This window comes from Bacillota bacterium (assembly GCA_012842395.1).
Lineage (GTDB): Bacteria > Bacillota > SHA-98 > UBA4971 > UBA4971 > UBA6256.
This window is the reverse complement of the sequence record DUSX01000020.1, coordinates 101305-122265: the sequence shown is the minus strand read 5'-3', so window position 1 is coordinate 122265 and position 20961 is coordinate 101305. Positions and strand designations below refer to the sequence as shown.

General features: G+C 63.9%; 17 protein-coding genes and 2 pseudogenes. 14 read left to right on the top strand and 5 right to left on the bottom strand.

The genetic code is table 11. The annotated features are described in order from the left end of the window. A partial coding sequence (locus tag GX515_07705; GenBank protein HHY32885.1) for a hypothetical protein occupies positions 1–355 on the bottom strand: 355 nt, incomplete at its 3' end. Between the two features lie 32 nt (positions 356–387). Continuing rightward, complete coding sequence (locus GX515_07700) at positions 388–1578, bottom strand: ATP-binding cassette domain-containing protein (protein ID HHY32884.1); 1191 nt, start codon at positions 1576–1578, stop codon at positions 388–390. 347 nt (positions 1579–1925) lie between these two features. On the opposite strand from GX515_07700, the gene GX515_07695 reads away from it, so the two are divergent. The 11 genes from GX515_07695 (at position 1926) to GX515_07645 (ending at position 13411) form a co-directional block, all read left to right on the top strand. Continuing rightward, the gene (locus GX515_07695; protein ID HHY32883.1) at positions 1926–2333 is read left to right on the top strand and encodes a nucleotidyltransferase domain-containing protein; all 408 of its coding nucleotides are present in this window, start codon (positions 1926–1928) and stop codon (positions 2331–2333) included. After that, a complete protein-coding gene (locus tag GX515_07690; GenBank protein ID HHY32882.1) occupies positions 2323–2493 on the top strand; it encodes a hypothetical protein in 171 nt (56 codons plus the stop codon). The genes GX515_07695 and GX515_07690 overlap by 11 nt, the downstream gene beginning before the upstream one ends. 649 nt (positions 2494–3142) lie before the next feature. Continuing rightward, entirely contained in the window at positions 3143–4042 is a 900-nt protein-coding gene (gene ftcD / locus GX515_07685) for a glutamate formimidoyltransferase (GenBank protein ID HHY32881.1), read from the top strand. 48 nt (positions 4043–4090) lie between these two features. Next, the gene (locus GX515_07680) at positions 4091–5365 is read left to right on the top strand and encodes an imidazolonepropionase (protein ID HHY32880.1); all 1275 of its coding nucleotides are present in this window, start codon (positions 4091–4093) and stop codon (positions 5363–5365) included. Then, positions 5362–6087, top strand: coding sequence for a cyclodeaminase/cyclohydrolase family protein (locus GX515_07675; GenBank protein HHY32879.1), 726 nt, complete (start codon positions 5362–5364; stop codon positions 6085–6087). The genes GX515_07680 and GX515_07675 overlap by 4 nt, the downstream gene beginning before the upstream one ends. Positions 6088–6132: 45 nt before the next feature. Continuing rightward, entirely contained in the window at positions 6133–6654 is a 522-nt protein-coding gene (locus GX515_07670) for a cysteine hydrolase (protein HHY32878.1), read from the top strand. Positions 6655–6745: 91 nt separating this feature from the next. Further along, the gene (gene folP / locus GX515_07665; protein ID HHY32877.1) at positions 6746–7969 is read left to right on the top strand and encodes a dihydropteroate synthase; all 1224 of its coding nucleotides are present in this window, start codon (positions 6746–6748) and stop codon (positions 7967–7969) included. Beyond that, a complete protein-coding gene (folB, locus tag GX515_07660) occupies positions 7959–8330 on the top strand; it encodes a dihydroneopterin aldolase (GenBank protein ID HHY32876.1) in 372 nt (123 codons plus the stop codon). Before folP ends, folB begins: the two co-directional genes overlap by 11 nt. Continuing rightward, positions 8330–9811 (top strand): biotin--[acetyl-CoA-carboxylase] ligase, encoded by a 1482-nt coding sequence (locus tag GX515_07655; GenBank protein ID HHY32875.1) that lies wholly within the window; start codon positions 8330–8332, stop codon positions 9809–9811. The genes folB and GX515_07655 overlap by 1 nt, the downstream gene beginning before the upstream one ends. Before the next feature lie 229 nt (positions 9812–10040). After that, positions 10041–10484, top strand: coding sequence for a DMT family transporter (locus GX515_07650; GenBank protein ID HHY32874.1), 444 nt, complete (start codon positions 10041–10043; stop codon positions 10482–10484). Between the two features lie 710 nt (positions 10485–11194). Then, entirely contained in the window at positions 11195–13411 is a 2217-nt protein-coding gene (locus GX515_07645; protein ID HHY32873.1) for a hypothetical protein, read from the top strand. A gap of 108 nt (positions 13412–13519) precedes the next feature. On the opposite strand, the gene GX515_07640 is transcribed toward GX515_07645, so the two are convergent. Continuing rightward, positions 13520–14371 (bottom strand): DegV family protein, encoded by an 852-nt coding sequence (locus tag GX515_07640; protein ID HHY32872.1) that lies wholly within the window; start codon positions 14369–14371, stop codon positions 13520–13522. A 183-nt stretch (positions 14372–14554) separates the two neighbouring features. On the opposite strand from GX515_07640, the gene GX515_07635 reads away from it, so the two are divergent. Further along, a complete protein-coding gene (locus GX515_07635; GenBank protein ID HHY32871.1) occupies positions 14555–16378 on the top strand; it encodes a glutamine--tRNA ligase/YqeY domain fusion protein in 1824 nt (607 codons plus the stop codon). A gap of 125 nt (positions 16379–16503) precedes the next feature. Here GX515_07635 and GX515_07630 read toward each other — a convergent pair whose 3' ends face one another. Then, the gene (locus GX515_07630) at positions 16504–16914 is read right to left on the bottom strand and encodes a type II toxin-antitoxin system VapC family toxin (GenBank protein HHY32870.1); all 411 of its coding nucleotides are present in this window, start codon (positions 16912–16914) and stop codon (positions 16504–16506) included. Next, positions 16911–17267 carry a hypothetical protein gene (locus GX515_07625; protein HHY32869.1) on the bottom strand — a complete coding sequence of 119 codons (357 nt, stop codon included), beginning with the start codon at positions 17265–17267 and terminating at the stop codon, positions 16911–16913. Before GX515_07625 ends, GX515_07630 begins: the two co-directional genes overlap by 4 nt. Positions 17268–17925: 658 nt before the next feature. Here GX515_07625 and GX515_07620 point away from each other — a divergent pair. Together GX515_07620 and GX515_07615 are read left to right on the top strand one after the other, a co-directional pair. Next, positions 17926–19296 (top strand): annotated as a pseudogene (locus GX515_07620) (S8 family serine peptidase). Between the two features lie 1056 nt (positions 19297–20352). After that, positions 20353–20892 (top strand): annotated as a pseudogene (locus tag GX515_07615) (PKD domain-containing protein). Positions 20893–20961 lie beyond the last annotated feature (69 nt).

Below are 20961 nucleotides of genomic sequence, written 5' to 3'. Positions count from 1 at the left end.
TCTTGCGCCAGTAGCGGACCCTTCCGGTGATGATGCTCTCCGTTATGACGAGATACCAGATCATCTGCGCCACGGAAAACCCCGCGATGGTCGGGCGGCCGGTCACCGAGTAGGTCGTGCGCCAGAGATGGACGAACACAAAGATGACGACCGCCATGAAGATCGTGCGCACCAGCGTATCGAGGAAGTACGTCGTGGCGTTCTCGACCGAGAGCGCGAGCACCGCGAGGTATTTGTTGGCAGATTGGAGGGCGCCCAGCACGATCGAGCCGCGCCCGCACCCGCGCCCGTGCCCGTGCCCGCGCTCGTGCCCGCGGCCATGGCCGCGGCCATGGCCACGCGCTGTCCAATGCAAGCCCTGCGCTTCTACGGAGCCACACCGTGTGATCATGGGGCACCACCCCCGTCCCCTGGCGGAGGGGCGCCATCCGGCCCATTGTACTTGCTTGTCGGAACGCGCAGCGCGGCCTTGCCCTCCGTTTCCCTGTCGTCCTTGCTCTCGCCCTTACCTTCGCCCTCGCCCTCGCCTCCGGTTACGGCCACAGTTGCAGTTGTAGTCCGAGTCACGGCTGCGGCAGGTGCAGGGGCAGGGGTGGGAGTTGAAGCCGCCTCTCGGTATATCGCGGCGATGATGTCCTCGAGCGGCGGGTCGGATATGTTCATGTCCACCACGTTGAATCGCTGAAGGATGAAGCTGACCACGCTCTCGATCCGCTGCTCCCTCGTGTCCACTTGTAGCTTCAGGCCGTACCCCTTCGCTTTCAGGACGCGCACTCCCGGCAGCGGAAGGTCCTCGTCACCGACGGGGGAGGCGAGCTTCAAGTCAACGACCTTGCTCTTGAGGTAGCTCCTCTTCAGCGTGGACGTGCTCTCATCGAGGATGAGCTCGCCGTGATTGATGACGATGACACGCCGGCAGAGCCCCTCGATGTCTCCGACATCGTGGGACGTCAGGAAAACCGTCGTTCCTTCCTCCTCGTTGACCTGCCTTATCAGCGTCCGGATGCTCTGGCGCGCCACGACGTCCAGCCCGATGGTGGGCTCATCCAGGAAAATGAGCTGCGGCCTGTGCAGGAGGGACGCCGCGATCTCGCACCGCATCCTTTGGCCGAGGGAGAGCTTGCGGACAGGGGTGCGCTGAAACTCCCCTATCTCGAATGTCTCGATGAGGTGGTCCCGCCGGGCCAGGTATTCCTTGCGATTGAGCTCGTATATCCTCGCCAGGAGGTCGAAGGTGTCCAGCGGGGGCAGGTGATACCAGAGCTGAGACTTCTGGCCGAAGACGGAGCCGATGTGAAAGGCCAGGCGTTCCCGCTCTCGCCATGGCGTAAACCCGAGGACGCTCGCCTCCCCGGATGTCGGGAAGAGTATTCCCGTAAGCATCTTGATGGTGGAGGACTTGCCCGCGCCGTTGGGGCCGATGAAGGCCACCGTTTCACCCTGGTTCACCGCGAACGAGATTCCCCGCACGGCACGAACATGCGATACCTGGGGCCTGAAGACGGAGCGGACGCTCGCCCGCAGCCCGGCCTCCCTTTGCCTGACGGCAAAGGTCTTCGTCAGATCCCTTACGGTGATCGCTCGTTCCACCTTTACCCCTCCCTCGCTGCGGGCGGCGGCGCGTGTTCGGGCCGCGCGCTGCCCTGCGCGTTGCTAGGCGGCCTGCCGCCGGGTGGACTCGTGGTCGCGCGGAGCGTCTGGCGCCCGGCCGGCGCCGCACCGCGTGCAGGTTTGAGCAGATTCTACCACAGGCCGCGCGATGCCTTCAAGCCGTGTGCGTGTGGCGGCGCGGCGTTCGGGGGCGTTCGGGTCGGGTGTCGCGGCAATCCGCGAGGCCAAGCCGCCAGGTAGCGTTGACCGTCCCGCGTTCATCTGGTAGAATCAGGTTACAAGGACGCGCACGCAGGCGTGGGGAGGCCAAGGCGGTGAGTGCTAGGAGAGGCTCCGATTCGTCGAGAGAAACGCGCTCCGCTGTAGACGTTGCGCCCTATGTAGCGGGCATAAAGCGAAGAGCGCGGCTGTGGGCCAAAGAATGCGAGAAAGCGCAGCGGGCAGCCATGGCGGATGCCAGAAGGATCGCTCTCCGCCTGACGGAAGCCGGTGCTACCCGGGTGATGCTTTTCGGGTCGCTCGCGCGCGGCGACGGTTTCACGCCCCTGAGCGACATCGACCTGGCCGTGGAGGGTATCGCTTGGTCCGATTACTGGCGCGTCTTCTCTGAGGTTTCCAAGCTGACCTCGTTTGGCGTCGACCTCGTTGTGCTTGAAGACACCTCGCCTGAGTTTCGCCGCCGAATCTATCTGGAGGGAGAGGACCTGTCGCATGGTTGTTGATGCGAGACAACTCCGAGTCCTGAAGGCGGAGATCCAAAGTGACCTCCGGGCGATCACGAGGCTCGACGAGGCGGTTGCAGAAGCTCGTCCCGCGGACCTGGAAAAAGAACCTCCCAAGGTCGTGCGAAGCGGATTGGCTCTGTACCTTCACCACTTTTAATCTTCTCGAGGCGGCCGCGCTGGAAACCGAAGGCGTTCGTCCGCCTGTGATCTCCTAGACCACACGCGTGGAACTTGAGAGGTACCGATCGTTCCGCCACATTGTTCGCCACGCTTATGAGAGGGAGTTCCTCTGGAAGTCGATGAAGGATCTCGTCGCGGACTACCCCGAGGTTAGCCGGCTCGTCCGAGCGGACGTTGAAACATTCCTGGCCGTCTTGGACCAGATGATCCGGCAGCTCGAAAGCGACGACGAAGCCTGACCGCTACAACGCCGCTGCGGGGTTTGCTTGGCGGGAAGCAAGCTCCTATCTCAGGGCGGGACCAGCCCGACGCTCGTGCCGCAAAAGTGCCCAACCCAGCGCCTGCGGTCTTCCGGGAAGGAAAACTATTGTTGCTGGCGAATACGCCATTGAACGAAGGCGTAACGCTACGAAACGCTGCGAAATGTTCGGAACGCTACTCGCGACTTGAGGCCAGGGCCCAGAGCACGGTTTCCGCGGGCCTGGTGCGCTGCGTGAGTGCGCGCCAATGCGCCAACGTCCAAGCGTAGGCTCCGAGGCGGGGTGAGACAGGGTGCCGGGAAGCACAACGTGCCGCTCGCGCCACGGGACGGGGATGGCAGCCGGCATGGCAGCGGGGTGAAAGGTATGTCAAGGAAGATCGTCGAATGCGTCCCGAATTTCAGCGAAGGGCGCAGGCCCGAGGTCGTGCGCGAGATCGTCGCGGCCGTCGAGAGCGTCCCTGGTGTGCAACTGCTCGATTACTCATCCGACTCCAACCACAACAGGTCGGTGCTGACGTTCATCGGCGAGCCCGCCCCGGTGAAGGAGGCGGCGTTCCGGGCTATCGCGAAAGCCGCGGAGCTCATCAACATGGAGGAGCACCGAGGAGAGCATCCGCGCATCGGCGCCACTGACGTGGTGCCGTTTGTGCCCGTCCTCGGCGTGACCATGGCTGACTGCGTTGCCCTCGCTCGCGAACTAGGCGCCGAGGTCGCCGAGAAGCTTCGCATCCCCGTGTACCTCTACGAGGAGGCCGCGACCCGCCCGGATCGGCGAAACCTCGCGGACATCAGAAGAGGCGAGTACGAGGGCCTGAAGAAAGAGATCCATCTGCCCGAGAGGCGCCCGGACTTCGGCGATCCTGTGATGCACCCGACCGCCGGGGCGACAGTCATCGGGGCGCGTGAGTTCCTCATTGCCTACAATATCAACCTCGGCACCCCGGACGTGTCCATCGCGAAGAAGATAGCCCGCGCCGTCCGAGCCTCGAGCGGCGGGCTCATGTACGTGAAGGCTCTCGGGATCAAGCTCGAAGACCGTAACCTGGCCCAGGTCTCCATGAACCTCACGAACTTCAAGAAAACGCCCATGCATGTGGTGTTCAACCTGGTGAAATCCGAGGCCGAGCGATACGGCGTCCCGATAGTCGGCAGCGAGATAGTGGGCCTCGTGCCGCTCGACGCCCTCCTCGCAGCCGCCGAGCATTACCTTCGCATCGAGAACTTCGGCCGCAAACAGGTCCTGGAGACCCGCGTGTGGGAATAGGGCGTTTCGAGATAGGGCGCGTGGGAATTAAGGTAGGAGGCTGCCGAAATGAAGATCCGGGCTGACCTCATCGTAGAGAACGCGAATGAGCTGGTGACCGTCGCGGGCGGCCCCCGCACGGGCAAGGCCATGCGCGAGCTGGGCGTCATCGAGAACGGCAGCGTGGCCGCGCTGGGCGATCGCATCGTCGCCGTGGGCACGTCCGCCGAGGTGAGGGCGCAGGTAGACCTCACCGCCGACGCTCAAGTGGTCGACGCCGCGGGAAAGGTGGTCCTGCCCGGGTTCGTCGATCCCCACACGCACCTTGTGTTCGCGGGCTCCCGGGTGCACGAGTTCATCCAGAGGGCCGAAGGCCGCTCGTACATGGACATACTGGCGTCCGGCGGGGGCATACTGTCCACGGTGAGAGCCACGCGGGCCACTCCCGCGTCCGAGCTCGTGGACGCTGCCTTGAGACGTCTGGACATGATGCTTTGTCACGGCACGACCACCGTGGAGGTGAAAAGCGGGTACGGGCTGTCTCCGGACGAGGAGCTGAAGTGCCTCCGCATCGCCAGGGAGCTCGCCGAGCGGCACCCGATGGATATCGGCGCTACTTTCCTGGGGGCACACGCGGTGCCGCCTGAATACCGCGGGGATGCCGATGGGTACGTGCTCCGCATCATCGAGGAAATGATCCCCCGGGTGGCTTCCGAAGGGCTCGCGGAGTTCTGCGATGTGTTCTGCGAGGAGGGGGTTTTCTCGATAGAACAGGCCCGCCGCATTCTCGAGGCGGGGAAGGCCGCCGGGCTTGCTCCCAAGCTGCATGCGGACGAGATCGCGCCCATGGGAGGCGCGGAGCTTGCCGCGGAGGTCGGCGCTGTGAGCGCGGACCACCTCCTGTGCGCGTCGCGCGCGGGAATTCGCCGGATGGCGGAGGCTGGCGTCGTGGCCACGTTGCTTCCCGCCACGTCGTTCACGCTTATGGTCGGGAAATACGCCGACGCGAGGGCCTTCATCGACGCGGGATGCGCCGTCGCCCTCGCCACGGACTTCAACCCCGGCACCTCGCCGACGCTCTCGATGCAGTTCGTGATGAACCTGGCTGCCGCCGGCATGAGGCTTCACCCGGCCGAGATCATATGCTCGTGCACTATCAACGCCGCGCATGCCGTGCGGCGCGCGGGCGAAGTGGGCAGCCTCGAGGTGGGCAAGATCGCCGACATCGTCGTCGCCGACGTGGACACGTACCTCAAATTGCCGTACCAGCTCGGGACGAACTTCGTAGACAAGGTGATAAAGCGCGGACAGCTCGTGGTGAGCGAGGGGAGGCGCGTCGTGTGAGGCTCACGGACCTCACTGTTAGGGGCTTCATCGACGAGGTCGCGGCAAGCTCGCCGACACCTGGCGGAGGGAGCGTCTCGGCGCTTGCGGCCGCCCTCGCCGCTGCCCTCGTGAGCATGGTGGGATCGCTTAGCCTCCGCAAACTCGCGGCCGGAGCGTCGGCCGACCGGTCGCCGGAACGGGCGCCCGCGCCGCGGGCCGCGATGGCCTCCGGGCCCGAACGGGTCCGGGCGGATACGGCAGCGATGGATCTTATCGAATCTGACATGACCATGGCCGTGGAGATCGCGGGCGACCTCAGGCGCCACTTCGAGAGGCTCGTGGACGAGGACGCCGCGGCGTTCGACGCCGTGATGGCCGCCTACCGGCTGCCCAAGTCCACCGATGAAGAGAGGGAGTCCCGCAGTGCTGCGATCCAAGAAGCTCTCAAGGAGGCGTGTCGGGTGCCTTCGGAGGTGGCGAAGGGCGCTGTGGAGGTGCTGCGCCTCTCTGACTTGGTGGCGAGGGAAGGTGCGCAAAGCGCGCTCTCGGATGCGGCCGTGGCCTGCCTTGCGGCCGATGCGGCCCTGCATGGGGCATACCTGAATGTCCTCATCAACCTCGGGTCCATCAAGGATCAAGCCTTGGTTGCGGCCATGCGTGAGGAGATGGCGAAGGCCGTGAAGTCTGGGGAGGCCATCCGCGACCAAGTCATGGCTCGGGTTCGCAAAGCCCTGGAGTGAGCGTGAGCGAAGATGCGGAGGTCCCGACTGAAGGGAGTGTTGGATATGCCTGATAAGGCGCTTTTGGTCATTGACATGGTGAGGGACTTCATCGATGCCGACGGGAAGCTTTCCATAGGCCTTGCCGCAGCGGAAGTCGTCAGGGCGGTCGCGCGCAAGATAGCCGAGGCGCGCGCGGCGGGGTGGCCGGTCATCTACGTTTGCGACAGGCATACCGAGGATGACTCCGAGTTCGCCATGTTCCCGCCGCACTGCATCGCCGGCACTCCCGGTGCCGACGTCGTAGACGAGATCCACCCCCGCCCCGGCGACAAAGTGATTCCGAAACGCAGGTTCAGCGGATTCTTCCAGACAGACCTCGACCTCACCCTGCGCGAACTCGGTGTGGACGAGATAGTGCTCGTGGGCGTGTGCACGAACATCTGCGACCTTTATACCGCTGCCGACGCGCGGATGTTGAACTACAAGGTCACCGTCCCTCGCGACTGCGTGGCGTCGTTCGACGAGGCCGCGCACGAGTTCGCGCTGAAAGAAATGGAGCGTACCCTCGGGGTCAAGGTGGTCTGAACACGGAGTGATTGATCTGGCTTGCGAAGTGGAACATGAAGAGAACAGAACCTCGCGCAACCACAACGCGCGCTTCGTTGTTGTGAACAGCATGGACGACCTCGTGCGCGAGATGCGCGATATCGGTGTCGCGCCCGAGGGCATATCAATAATGGCACCCAAGGGCCTCTTCCGGGTCATACGCCTGGAGCGCGTGCCGCTCAGGGCCGCCATCCTGATCAAGGAGGAAATGCTCTCGAAAGGCGGAGAGGCCGCCCTGAGCGACCGGGTCGCGTCGCTTTCCACCGACTCGACGGACGTCCTCCTCATGGGCACAGTGGCCATCCTGCGGCGCGCCGCGGAAGGGCTCGCGCGGCAGCCGTTCGGCCTTCGCGAAATCGCCAGCGAGATCCTTGACGTGCTCGAGGACGCGGTCGACGTCCCGGAAGCCGCGGGGCTCAAGGCGCCCGCGGAGTGGCGAACGCTCCGGCTGCGGGGGCACGTGCTCGAGCTGGGCAGGAAGACCTACATCATGGGCATTGTGAACGTCACGCCCGACTCGTTCTCCGACGGCGGACAGCACGCGACGGTCGATGAGGCCGTGTGTCACGCCAAGCGTCTCGTAGATGAGGGCGCGGACATCATTGACATAGGTGGCGAGTCGACGAGGCCCGGCGCGGACCCGGTCCCGCTTGAGGAGGAGATCCGCCGCGTCATCCCCGTGGTCGAACGCCTTGCCGGAGAGCTTGCCGTCCCGATATCGGTGGACACCTACAAAGCCGAGGTCGCCGAGGCGGCCGTTGCTGCGGGAGCCCACATGATAAACGACATTTCCGCGCTGCGCCTGGACGAGCGCCTCGGCGAGGTCATCGCGCGGGCGGGGGTCCCGGTGGTGCTCATGCACATGAAAGGCGTTCCCCGCAATATGCAGGAGAATCCGCGGTACGACTCGGTCATCGGAGAGATCCTCGGTTTCCTGCGCGATGCCGTGGCGCGGGCCCAATCGTGCGGCATACGCCGCGAAAACATCGTCATCGATCCCGGCATCGGCTTTGGGAAGACGGCAGCCCACAACCTTGAGATCCTCAGGCGGCTGGGGGAGTTTCGCAGCCTTGGCCTCCCCTTACTCGTGGGGACGTCACGCAAGTCTTTCATCGGAAAGGTGCTCAACCTCCCCGTCGACCAGCGGGCGGAGGGCACCGCCGCTACGGTGGCGCTCGCTGTGGCATCCGGAGCGGACATAGTCCGCGTTCACGATGTGCGATATATGGCAAGGGTGGCTCGGATGGCGGACGCCATCGTAAGAGGAGGGGCTTGGCGTGGCGGTGTCGACTGACAAGATCGTCCTGCGCAACATGGTGTTCTACGGGTATCACGGGGTTTTCCCGGCGGAGAAGGAGCTTGGCCAGAGGTTCGAGGTCGATGTCGAGCTGGTCACCGACCTCTCCAGAGCTGCCCAGGCTGACGACCTCGACGCGGGCGGGATCAATTACGTGGACGTGTACACGCTCGTCAAGGAGATCGTAGAGGAGCGGGAGTTCAACCTCATCGAGGCCCTCGCAGAGACGATCGCGCAGGAGATCCTGTCAGCTCATGACGTGGACGAGGTCACGGTGAGGGTTCGCAAGCCCGAAGTCGCCATTGGAGGCGTGCTCGATTGCGTCGAGGTGGAGATCGTTAGGAGGCCCGAGGGCTGATGGCAGCCGTCGCGTATCTCGGGCTTGGCTCCAATCTGGGCGACCGCCGCGGGTATATCGCGCGCGCCCTGAGAATGCTCGGCGAATCCGGCCGCGTTAGGGTGGAGAGGGTATCCTCTCTTTACGAGACGGACCCTGTTGGCTACACCGAGCAGGGGCGCTTCCTCAACGCCGTCGCTGCAGTCTCGTGTGACCTTCCCCCCACCGAGCTGCTGCGCCTGTGCCAGGCGGTCGAGGCGAGCCTCGGGCGCGAGCGGGTCAGAAGATGGGGCCCGAGGACCATCGACATAGACATCCTGCTTTACTTCTGTGATTTCGCCGGGCGCGGCCTGACAGGGCCGGCACGTTCCGTGACGGTGCAATCACCGCAATCACCGCCCTCCTCGCCGTCCTCGACACCTCCAGCCCCGGGGGGCGACGACGAGGGCCTTCAGATCCCTCATCCCCGCATGTGGGAGCGGGGCTTCGTCATCGTGCCCCTAGCTGAGCTAGCCCCCGACCTCACGGGCCCCGACGGACGGAGCGCCGCCGAGCTCGCCCGTGACCCGAGGATGCGTGAGGGAGTGCTTCTCCGCATGGCCGGCCCATGGTGGCTGAAAGAGAGCAGCACGACGCAACAAATGGCTTTCGCTCAGGCGGCGTGCCGGGCAGCCGGCGGGCGCACCCGCCCTGCCGACCCTACCGGCCCCGTCGGCCTGTGCTGGGACGTGCTTCGTTTCGCAGAGGTCGACTCCACGAACGAGGTCGCTAAGCGCATGGCGGACGCGGGAGCGCCCGAGGGCACGTGCGTCGTGGCCGAGGTCCAGACGGCAGGGCGCGGCAGGATGGGGCGCGTGTGGCACTCGCCCAAAGGCGGGATGTGGCTCTCGACGGTGCTCCGACCTGCGCTTCCCCCGCGCGACGCTGGCAAGCTTTCGCTTGTCACTGGCGTAGCCGTGACCCAGGCCGTCCGCGAGGTGGCGGGCCTGCCTGCGATGATGAAGTGGCCGAACGATGTGGTCCTGCACGGCAGGAAGGTGGGCGGCATCCTCGTGGAGAGCAAGTGGACCGGAGAGACGCTGGACTACATCGTGGATGGGATAGGCGTGAACGTTGCGGTTGACGTGGCTGCATTGCCGCCGGAAGCGCGGTGCATCGCAGGCACGCTCGTGCCGCCCTCGGACCCAGAGGGCGCGAGTCTTCGCGAAAGACTCCTCGAAGCGATCCTGGACAAGCTCGGCCTTTTCTACAGGCAGTTTTTATCCGCTGGGTTTTTGGGGATACTTGAGAAGGCCAGGGTTTACTGCGACACCCTTGGGCGCGAGGTGGAGGCCACGTGCCCGGGGGGAGGCCTCTTGCGCGGAATGGCTGTGGCTATCGACGCCGACGGTGCGCTGGTGATAAAGACACCTTCGGGCGACGTCCGGTTGGTCTCGGGTGATGTGACCGTCCGCGGTGCCGGTGGGAGCTACTCGAGCCGAGCCCGCCAATTCGACGCCTAAGTATGGCGCCATGAGTTTCCGTCTCCTTTCTTGACGGCGAAAGGGTTGCCGGTGCTTGAACGACGGGGCGTGGAGAATTCGGCTATCTCGCGCGCCGAATTCGAACGAGGCGCGCCGCAAGCGCGCCGTCCCCGGAGAGCAACACCGGCAACCCTGGGTAGGACCCCTCCGCAGAAAAGCAGCGCGAACTCTGGCAAACGGGGACCTATGTGGGGTGTCGACTCGGAACATGACCGCCAAAGTCATTCCCCTTCTCATAGCCCTCATCTCCGGGGTATCCATGGCGATCCAGGGGTCGATCAACACCAGGCTCAGCAAGGTTGTGGGCCAGTGGGAGGCCGTATTCGTGGTGCACGTCGTCGGGCTCGCGGGCGTGTCTTTTCTCCTATTCGCGCTGAATATGGGACGCGGCGACCTCGGACGGATCATGAAGGGCCCGTGGTACACCCCGCTCGGTGGCATCATCGGCGTGCTCATCGTGTGGGGCGTGATGGCGAGCATACCGAAGCTGGGGATGGCGGCGGCGACCACATCGATAATCGTTGGTCAGGTCCTTACAGCCTTGCTCATAGACCACCTCGGCCTTTTTGGCCTCCGCGCGATGCCTTTTACGTGGCTGAAGGGCCTGGGCCTCGTGCTCCTCGCGGCGGGGGCGAGACTTCTCCTCGGATGACACGCATGCGGGAAGCGGCAGAACAGGCCAGTTCACGGGCGGCATATAAATATCGGCGATGGCAGGAAATACTAATGCATCGTCGAATACTCTTTCTGGTAAAAGCAACATGCTCTGTTCTCGCTGTGGTTGAGCCCGGCTGCCACCACCTTTGTTGCTCGTGGCGATGGGGCGGCATAGTCACCCCTTGAATTGCGTCAAGAGTCACAGCTACCGCTGGGCCCGGATAATCGCTCTCGGCCAGAGGCGGGCTGGCGGGGAGAGCCTGGAGCACCACTGTCCGAGCAGTGGGTGAAAGCGAAAGGTTTCCGGGCAGCGCTTGCTTGGACCGGTAGCGGCGAAATCCACGACCATCGGTGGTCCTGGTCCGATGCTGCAGAAGAGGCCCTGGATGCTGATGGTCGTCGTGTGTTTGCCGGCACGGGCTCTCGCGTGTGGAGCTTACGCCTTTCGCGTCCGCGACCGCGTGGTTCTCGGTTGAGGTTCGGGTACTCCAGGCCCGGACTCCCCGCCAGCCGAACGACGGCAAGAGGGGGTTCGAGAAGTAGCGAGGTAATGCCACTGTGACTTCAGCCAGACGCCGAGACAGGGGACAACCGGGTGTACATCGCGCCGTGCTCCCGGGAGCAGTGCGCCAACCCCTGGAGTTATGCTGGGTTCCTCTCTCAAAAGATCTTCTCGCACTTGATGGCCCTAGAGACTGGGTGGTCTTGTACCGTGAGCTGCTCCGCATCGTCGTCCTAGCCAGCCAGGCAGACCACGCTTTGCTCGTGGAGGTCGATGCCACCGCGGTGTCGGCAGGCCGGCCTGTGTTCAATGTCTACCCCGAACCTGCTTCGGAAGGAGAGGGACGGCTATGGGCGTACGCAGCAGGGTACATAGCCTCCGCCGTCCGGGAGGGCGACGAGGCGCGTCTGCCGCGCGATCTCAAGGACGCGCTGGATATAGGGTCGATGGTAGTCGTCCCCGTCCTCGTCGAGAGCGGATCGTGTGCCGCCGTCGCGGTCTTTCGTGGAACGTCCTCGCCGCCGTTTGGGCCCGAGGCGAGCCAACTCCTGCAGGGCCTTGCGGACCAGGTCCCGGACGTTGTGCGGCGCGCAACTCATGACGCGGAGATCCGTCCGAGAGCGTCCCGCTTCATGAGGCTCGTGCAGGCATTGGGTGCTCTTCGAACCGCCGGCCGGTTGTGCTGTCTCCTGGATGCGGCTGTGCTCCTCCTCGGAAGGGCTGGGGCCGGCGAGGCTGCCGTGTTTCGAGTCTTCAATCCCGAGTTGGGGGAACTCGAGGTCGTGGCCTCGTCAGGGCGACCGCGTTCTCCAAAGGCGACGGATCCGGTGCCGGCGTCCCGCTGCCGCGCAATCACGGGCCTTGCAAGTTCAGGTATGGGGCGAGGCGTCGGCGGCGTCGGCGTCTCGGGCCGCGGTGAGTGGCCGCGGTGCCCGCTGCTGTGCAGCCACAAGAGGCATGCGGACGACGGGGTCTTCTGCGTGCCGGTGCGGTGTGGACGGGACGTCGTGGGCGTCCTGGAGCTTTGGATGCCTCTCGGAGAGATGCCGGGTGAAGGGGACGTGCGCCTTGTAGAGGCGGTTGCCACGGCCATTGGGAGGGCCTTCGCCGAAGCGGGCGTCGTCGGTGGCACGACTTTTGAGTCCGGGCCCGAAACGGACCTTGTAGAGAAGTTCGCCGTTGTCAGCAAGACATCAAGCGATCCCGCTCACGTGGCGAAGGTCCTTCTCACGCTGCTCCGCGCCGCTGTTCCGTTCGACGTGGGCGCGATTGCGGAGCGCCTCGGCGATATCGACGCGAGAGAGTTCGCGGTCCTGCAGTCGTGTTCGTTCCCTGCCGCGCCGGGGCGGGCCAATGGCGGGCCAGAGCACCATGAGGCCCCTGGAGGCACGGTGGGTTCCAGGGCTTCTGCACCGCGGGGAGGCATTCCGCAGGCGGTGGCCGACGGGCCTGATGCGGAGGCGTGGACGCGCCAGGTATTGCAACGCGCGGGAATGTTCGGGAATGCCGTGGGGATGAGGCGGTTGTATCTGCCCCACACGCGCTGGCAGGTGGGGCTCGTTGTGCCGCTTACAAGCGCCGGCTCCGTGGGAGCTGTCCTGGTGTTGGGCAGGACGGCCGCGGATCCGTTTTCCCAGGATGAATTGGAATGCCTCGACGGTGTGCGCGAAGCCATCGCTGAGCTCTGGGAGAACATGGCGCTGAGGACCCGTCCATTGGCAGACACTGCGCAGGAGGCAATGGCTGAGCGGATCGCGACTCTCGAGCAACTCGCCGCGGGCGCTGCCCACGAGATCAAGAATCCCCTGTCTGTGATGAAGGGCTACCTCCAGGTAATGCAGTCTGATGAGAGCGCCTCGGAGGCGATCAAGAACCGGATAGACCGTCTGCTCCGCCAGATCGAGCAGATCGGCGCGGTCGTCGAGGAGTTTGCGCAGATCGCCAAGCCTCTCACCGGGGAGCTCGCGCCGCTTTCCGTCACAGGCTTGCTTGAAGAAGTGCTCGAAGTGATCGAGCCTCAGGCGTCGAACATCGGGATAACAATCGTGAGGGCCTACGCCGAGGACACGCCCGAGGTGATGGGCGACGGCGGCAAGCTGGAGCAGGTGTTCCTGAATCTCTGCAGGAACTCCCTCGAGGCGATGGCCCCCTTGGGCGGGGGCGAGCTGCGAGTTTCGACCCGGACCGCGGAGGATGGGCGTTTCGTCGAGGTCGAATTCCGTGATACCGGGCCGGGTATGAGCGCCGAGATCATGTCGCGCATCTTCCGGCCATTCTTTACCACGAAGAAGCATGGGACAGGCTTGGGGCTTACCATATCCATGCAGATAGTGAGGCAACACGGCGGCACGATCCGGGTGGAGAGCTCTCCCGGAGCCGGCGCTACGTTCACCGTCGTGTTGCCCACCGCACCAAGGTAACGGAGGCGCCCTTCGGCTGCATGCCTCGCCGTGCCTCGCGGCGTATCCTGCTCATGCCCTCTTCCAGGCCCTCCCTGAACTGAGGGCGTTACCTGGGCGTTACGGAAGTCACTCGACTATGTAGAGGATACCGATGGTGTTCGGGCCGCAGTGGCTCGCCACGACAGCACCTGCGGTGGTTTCCAGCACTTCCCTCACCGCCGGAGCCGCTTCGCGGATCCCGTCCATCAGGTAGAGCGCGTCTTCGTGGCAGCCGGTGTGGGTCACAAAGACGCGGTCCGGAACGAGGTGGGACGAGTTGGCCCTGAAGTCGCCGAGCAGCGTGTCGAGGGCCTTCTTTCTCGTGCCTCGCACTTTCCCCGCTACGACCATGCCCCCGTCGACCACGGCTATCACCGGCCGGATCCGGAGCAGGTTTCCGACGAGCGCCTGAACGCCGGAGCATCTTCCACCCATCCTGAGGTAGTCAAGGGTGTCGATGATGAAAGACGTCCTCACGCGAGGGATGACGGCGGTGACGGCCGACGCTATATCGCGAGCCGTCTTGCCGGCCGCCGCCAGCTCGCATGCGAGAAGCACCTGGAGGCCGATACCGGTGGAAAGGTTGGCCGAGTCGATGACTGTAACCTTCCCATCCGGAAGGTCGGCCGCAGCGAGCTTGGCGGTGGGGGTTCCCGACGAGAACTTGCTGGAGATCCCTATGTAGACGACTTCGTCCGAATCCTTCAAGGCTTCTTCGAAGACGCGGCGGAAATGCCCGAGGCTTGGGGCCGAGGTCTTCGGGAGCATTCCCCGCCTTGCGACCATCTCGAAAAGCTTGGGGGTGGAGATGTCCACCCCGTCCTGAAAGCTGTCGGACTCGAAATTGACCACGTACGGGACGACGGTGACCCCGTACTTCTGGATGAGTTCCGGGGAAAGGTCGGACGTGGAGTCGGTGATGACTCTAACACGGGGCACGAACGGACACCTCCCACAGCAGCTACATGGCGCTCAGGGACCTCTTATGCCAGATATAGGGCGGATAGTGTACCTGAGAAGAGTATACGCTGACTGCGAGCGGGTGTAAAGCCGAGGCCACCGCAGCCGCCACCTGGACCGCGCTGCAGCGGTATGGTAGAATTTAGCCCGAGGCAGCGCCACATGTTATACGTGGGAGAGCCCATCTTGAGCGCTGGGCGCGGCCATGCGTCCATTGGAACGTTCGGGGAGGTTCATATCGTGACGACACCCTCTGCGACTCCTTCCAACTTCATCGAGGACATCATCGAGGAAGACTTGAAACGCGGCAGGAATGACGGCCGGGTCCATACGCGCTTCCCGCCCGAGCCCAACGGATACCTGCACATAGGCCACGCCAAGGCCATTTGCCTCAATTTCGGGATCGCGGCCAAGTACGGCGGCCTCTGCAACCTGCGGTTCGACGACACCAACCCGACAAAGGAGGACGTCGAGTACGTCGAATCCATCCAAGAGGACATACGCTGGCTGGGCTTCGACTGGGAGGACCGGCTCTTCTATGCGTCCGACTATTTCGAGCAGCTCTACGAGTTTGCGGTTGAACTCATCAAGGCCGGCAAGGCATACGTGTGCGACTTGAGCCCCGATGAGATCAAGGAATACCGCGGCACGCTCACCGAGCCGGGCAGAGAGAGCCCATACCGCAACCGTTCGGTCGAAGAGAACCTCGACCTTTTCCGGCGCATGCGGGCGGGGGAGTTCCCCGACGGCTCGCGGGTCCTGAGGGCGAAGATAGACATGGCGTCGCCAAACCTCAACATGCGCGACCCGGTTCTCTACCGCATCCTGCGGACCACTCACCACCGTACTGGCGACAAGTGGTGCATATACCCAATGTACGACTTCGCCCATCCACTCTCCGACGCGCTGGAGGGAATCACCCACTCCATCTGCACGCTCGAGTTCGAAGACCATCGGCCGCTTTACGATTGGCTCATCGAGAACGTGAGCGTCCCGAGCCGCCCACGCCAGATCGAGTTCGCCCGGCTCAACCTCAGTTACACCGTGATGAGCAAGCGCAAGCTCCTGGAGCTTGTGAAGCGTGGGATCGTGTCTGGGTGGGACGACCCCCGGATGCCCACCATCTCGGGCCTGCGCCGGCGCGGCTACACGCCGGAGTCGATCCGCACGTTCTGCGAGCGCATCGGCGTCGCCAAGGCCAACAGCGTCGTGGACATCGCCTTGCTCGAGCACTGCGTCCGTGAGGACCTGAACCGGCGGGCGCGGCGGGTGATGGCGGTCCTCCGCCCGCTCCGCGTGGTCATCGACAACTACCCCGAGGACAAGGTGGAGTGGCTTGAGGCCGTGAACAACCCCGAGGACCCGTCCATGGGCACGCGAAAGGTGCCGTTCTCGCGAGTGCTCTACATCGAGCGGGACGATTTCATGGAAGACCCGCCGCCGAAGTTCTACCGCCTTGCGCCCGGACGCGAGGTGAGGCTGAGGTACGCCTACTTCATCAAGTGTACGGACGTGGTGAAAGACGAGAGGACGGGCGAGGTGACCGAGCTGCACTGCACGTACGACCCGGACACGCTCGGAGGCTCCGCCCCTGACGGGCGCCGCGTCAAGGCCACGCTGCACTGGGTGTCGGCGACGCACGCGCTGGAGGCCGAGGTACGCCTGTACGACCGGCTTTTCGCGAAGGAGGACCCCGGGGCCGAGGAGGATTTCCTCTCGTGTGTGAACCCGGACTCCCTGAAGGTGCTCACCGGGTGCAAGGTCGAGCCGTCGCTGGCAGGGGCGGTGCCTGGCGACCGGTTCCAGTTCGAGCGCCTCGGCTATTTCTGCGTGGACCCGGATTCATCGGAGGCCGGGGGACGCGCTGCTGGGGACCGCGCATGTGGCGAGAGCGCGGCGAGGCGGCTGGTGTTCAACCGTACCGTGGACCTGAAGGACGAGTGGGCCAAGCTCCAGAAGGGGAACGGTGCCGCGTCCGGACGGTAAGACTGAAGCGTCCCGGAAGCATGCCCCGAAAACGGTAAACCGCCCGCGAGTTCGGCGACGGCCAGCTCATGCCGCAAATCCACAGCTGGTGCCGCTCCAGAATCCGGGTCGAACGGTGCAAACGGTCATAGGCTCCTGACAAACGGATATCTCGGTGACGCGGCGCGGGCGAAGCGACAGTCTGCCGTCCACAGCTCGCATTGCTCCCTGGCGGCTAGCGCGAGGTAAGCGGTGTCGTAGGCTGTCGGCTGGTCGAGCTCACAGGCCAGAGCGAAGGCTGTCTCTGTGAGTTCCTGGTCCCACGCGAGGCTGATGTTGAGGGAGTTCAGGAGTCGCAGCGCTTCCACACCGTCCTCGCGGGTGATCTCGCCCCGACGCGCCTTCTGGCGTAGAACCGAGGCGACCTCCATAGGGAGGTGCGCCGGCGCGATGAACTGAACGTCGGCATGTGTGGCAAGCCACGCGATGGCCTCGTCGCTCCCAGCCTCGTACGTCAAGCACTTCAAGACCAGGCTCGCGTCCACGCAGACCATCATCGTTTCCGCCTCCCGACATCGGTCCCGTCATTGCTCCCGCCCTCGCTCGCGTTGTCGCTTTCGCCACCGCTTGCGCCATCGATCCCGCCAGCGTGCGGCCTGCGGTTCACGGCTTCCTCGTGGGCTGCGCGCGGCTTGCCATCGAGCGGCTGCTGATCAGCACGGACCTGCCGTATCTGGCGAAGCAACTCCACAGAGTCGGTGCCTTGTTTGTGAGCGTCGCGAAGCCGACGCTGCAAGGCACGTATCCGGTCAATGGCCTCGCGACGCTCGACCCTCGCCTCATACTCGGCGATGGCTTCAGCTACTACGGAGTTCAAGGAAATATCGCGAGCAGCAGCGTGCCTTCTCAAGCGTTCATACTCGTCCCGCGGGATACGTACTGTGATCGGTTTCAATGAACCGTCATGTGACTTCATCATACGCATCACCATATGAAGTATATCCTGAGGCATAGAGGAAGTCAATACCTAAGTCTGCTAGGGCATGAAAAGGGATCGGCCGCCACCTTTGTCTGCTTCTCGACACTAAATCCGTATTGCACTCTGCAATCGCGGTCCCGACGACACGCGTGACGAACCCACTAGTTCCGTCTGCATCAATCCAAGCATTTCGATTCTAAGCATTTATTAGTAACAAAAAGAAAATTGTGAATCGACGCGCTTCACTGAAGGGATCGACATGACGCGGGTGGTAATCTCAGGCGGTAGGACAGTGCTTAGGACACTGCCGAGTCTGTCCGAGTCTGCGAAGGCGCCCGAAACGCCGATTCCGCCCTCTGGTATCGGCGGGCGCCGCGGGGCGCGTGGCCCAGGTGTCCTCGAGATACGCCCCAAGACCGCCAGAGGCGGCGTCGCGTGGCTGGGGCGGCACCTCTGCCGCTCTGGAGCGTCGCCTTTCGCAGGACCTACACTTCCACGGAGGTGATGAACAAGCCGAGAGCACAGGGGTGCTTAGGGAACCGTTCCGGATGAACGCGGACCGAGTCTTAAGATTGGGAGGGATGCGGGAATGGCGCACAGCCACCGGAAGATTCATCTTCTGGTCATGGCAGCACTCATGGTCGCGGCCGTGCTTTCAGCAATCGCCGCGAGTGTATCGGCCCAAGGGCAGGGCGCGCAGCCGGGCCGCGGCGGATGGCAGACCCATGAGGAAGCATACCACCCGTCAAGGGTGATAGTCCGGTTTGCCGACGCCGTACGTGCCCAAGACGCCGAGGACGCAGTCTCGCGACTGGGTTACTCGCTTTTGAGGACGGCTCGATTCGAGCCGAGCGCGGCTTTCCCGAACGGCGTCCGGTTCGGGATAGTGGAGCTTCCCAAAGGCGAGAGCGTGGAAAACGCCCTCGGCAAGCTGGGGGCTGCCCCTGGGATCATGTACGCGGAGAAGGACTTCATGCGTTATCGTGACCAGTCCCCTGTGATACCGAATGACCCCCGGTTTCCGGAAATGTGGGGGCTACAGAACCAAGACCTTCCGCCCGAGCTCAAGGATCCAATGATGTCCGGCGATCCCGTGGATGACGCGGACATAGACATGCCTGAGGCCTGGGCAAGGCACACCAACTCGCAAGAGGTGATCGTCGGCCTCATCGACACGGGCGCGTACATCGAGCATCCGGACCTCGCCGAAAACATCTGGGTGAATGACGAGGAATTCAACGGCACTCCAGGTGTGGACGACGACGGGAACGGATACATAGATGACATCCACGGCTGGGACTTCTTTAACAACGACAACACGGTGTGGGACCGGGACGAGCGCGACCAGTGGGGATACCTGAATGACGAACACGGGACACACACCGCGGGCACTATAGGGGCTATTACGAACAACGCCACCGGGGTGTCCGGCATCAACTGGGACATCCAGATCATCATCCTGAAGTTCCTTGGCCCGGAAGGCGGGTACACCTCCGACGCCATCCTCGCGCTGGAGTACGCCGTGGACAAAGGCGCGAAGCTCACCAGCAACAGCTGGGGCGGCGGCCCGTTCAGCCAGGCGCTCAAGGACGCCATCGAGGCTTCTGGAATCCTTTTCGTCGCAGCGGCCGGCAACAGCGGGGTCGACAACGATGTGTCGCCACACTATCCATCGAGCTACGATTCGCCTAACATCATCGCCGTCGGTGCCAGCGCGCAGAACGACCAGAGGTGTTATTACCCTGGTTGGTGGAGCAGCAACTGGGGCGACACGAGCGTTGACCTCTTCGCGCCGGGCGGGTTCATTCTGTCCACGATCCCTCCGGACCCACCCCCAGCGCCGGGCGAGCCTCCAGAGGAGGCGTATGAGTTCTTCTACGGGACGTCGATGGCGACTCCGCACGTGTCCGGCGTCGCCGCGGGCCTCGTGAGCATGTACCCGGACCTCCCGCAGTATCCAGGTGCGCCGGGCTGGGTTGAGGGGAGCCCCTCGATCAAAGGCATCATCCTTGACACGGTGGACGTGAAGCCGGCGTTCGAGGGCCTGTGCGTTTCGGGCGGCAGGCTGAATGCTGCAAACGCCTTCGCTATGTCGCTTCCGCCTATCGTGACGTCGGCAAACGCGGAACCGCGAGAGGGTGAACCGCCGCTCCTCGTGACGTTCAGTGCCTCAGCAACAGACGTTGATGGCGAGATCGCGGATTACTGGTGGGACTTCGGCGACGGGAGCCCCGTGGTCCACGAATACAACACTACCCACACATACGAGGATCAGGGTTTCTTCGACGCCTCGTTTCACGCGGTGGACGATTCCGGCCTTGAGACTACCGCTGTCATCACCATACACGTTTTCTACCCGCCCGAGATCGAGGTCAACCCGCTGTCTTTGGAGTCGTCGCTTGATTGGGGCGAGATGGAGACCAAGACGTTCACGATAGGGAACACGGGTGAGGGGGACCTGCACTACAACATAGAGGTGGCCCTCGCCGGCATGGGAGCGCCTTCGGCGGCGGTTGCGTGGCCCCACATGGAGATCGCCAAGGGCGAGGAGGATCCGCGCCGTGGCGAGCCGCAGACGCTGAGTTCTGGCGGACCCGACCTCTTCGGGTACATGTGGTTCGATAGCGACAGCCCCACCGGGCCGCCGTTCGTCTGGCGAGACATATCAGGATTCGGGACGCCGGTTGCCCTCGGCGACGACGATGAGATCGTAGTTCCGCTCCCGTTCGCGTTCCCGTTCTACGGCCAGACGAAGGACCAGGTGCGGATAGGTTCCAACGGGTACCTGACTTTCGGCACGACCGGTAGGGACTGGAGCAACGATCCGATCCCGGACACGGCCCAACCCAATGATCTGCTTGCTACGTTCTGGGACGACCTTGATCCCACTAGGGGAGGGACTATCTACTACGCCGCCACACAAGACGCGTTCATAGTCCAGTACCAGGCCGTGCAGCGTCTCTCAAGCGGCGGGCCGTACACGTTCCAGGTCATCCTGTCTCCCGACGGGACGATCATGTACAACTACCTCAGCATGCAAGGTGACAGGCTTGACGAAGCCACCATCGGCATCGAGAACGCAGCTGGCGACGACGGCCTGCAGGTGGCCTTCAACCAGGAGTACGTGCACAACGAGCTTTCCGTGCTCTTCGTGCCCAGGTGGATAGAAGTATCGCCTACGGATGGCACCGTGGCTCCTGGCGCTACCGAGACAGTGAACGTGACCTTCCGAGCCGACAGCCTCCCCGAGGCGGATTGGCTCGCGGACATCATCGTTCACAGCGACGACGCCGACGAGCCTGAGGTCGCCATCAACACGGTGCTGCACGTGAACGCGATCCTGCCGCCCCAGATCGTTTCTCTCATAGCCGACCCTTGGGCAGGCACACCTCCGCTCACGGTGCGGTTCCGAGCCTCAGCGGAGGACCCCGATGGGGTCATCACAAACATCGTATGGGACTTCGGAGACGGAAGCGATCCCGTGACGGGGACGCTTGAGACCACGCACACTTACTCACAAGAAGGAGAGTATGATGCCACCCTCACCGTGACCGACGATGAAGGGCTCTCGACGTCGCAGTCCGTACACATCGTCGCCGAGCCGCTTCCGACGGTGGGTGTGAGT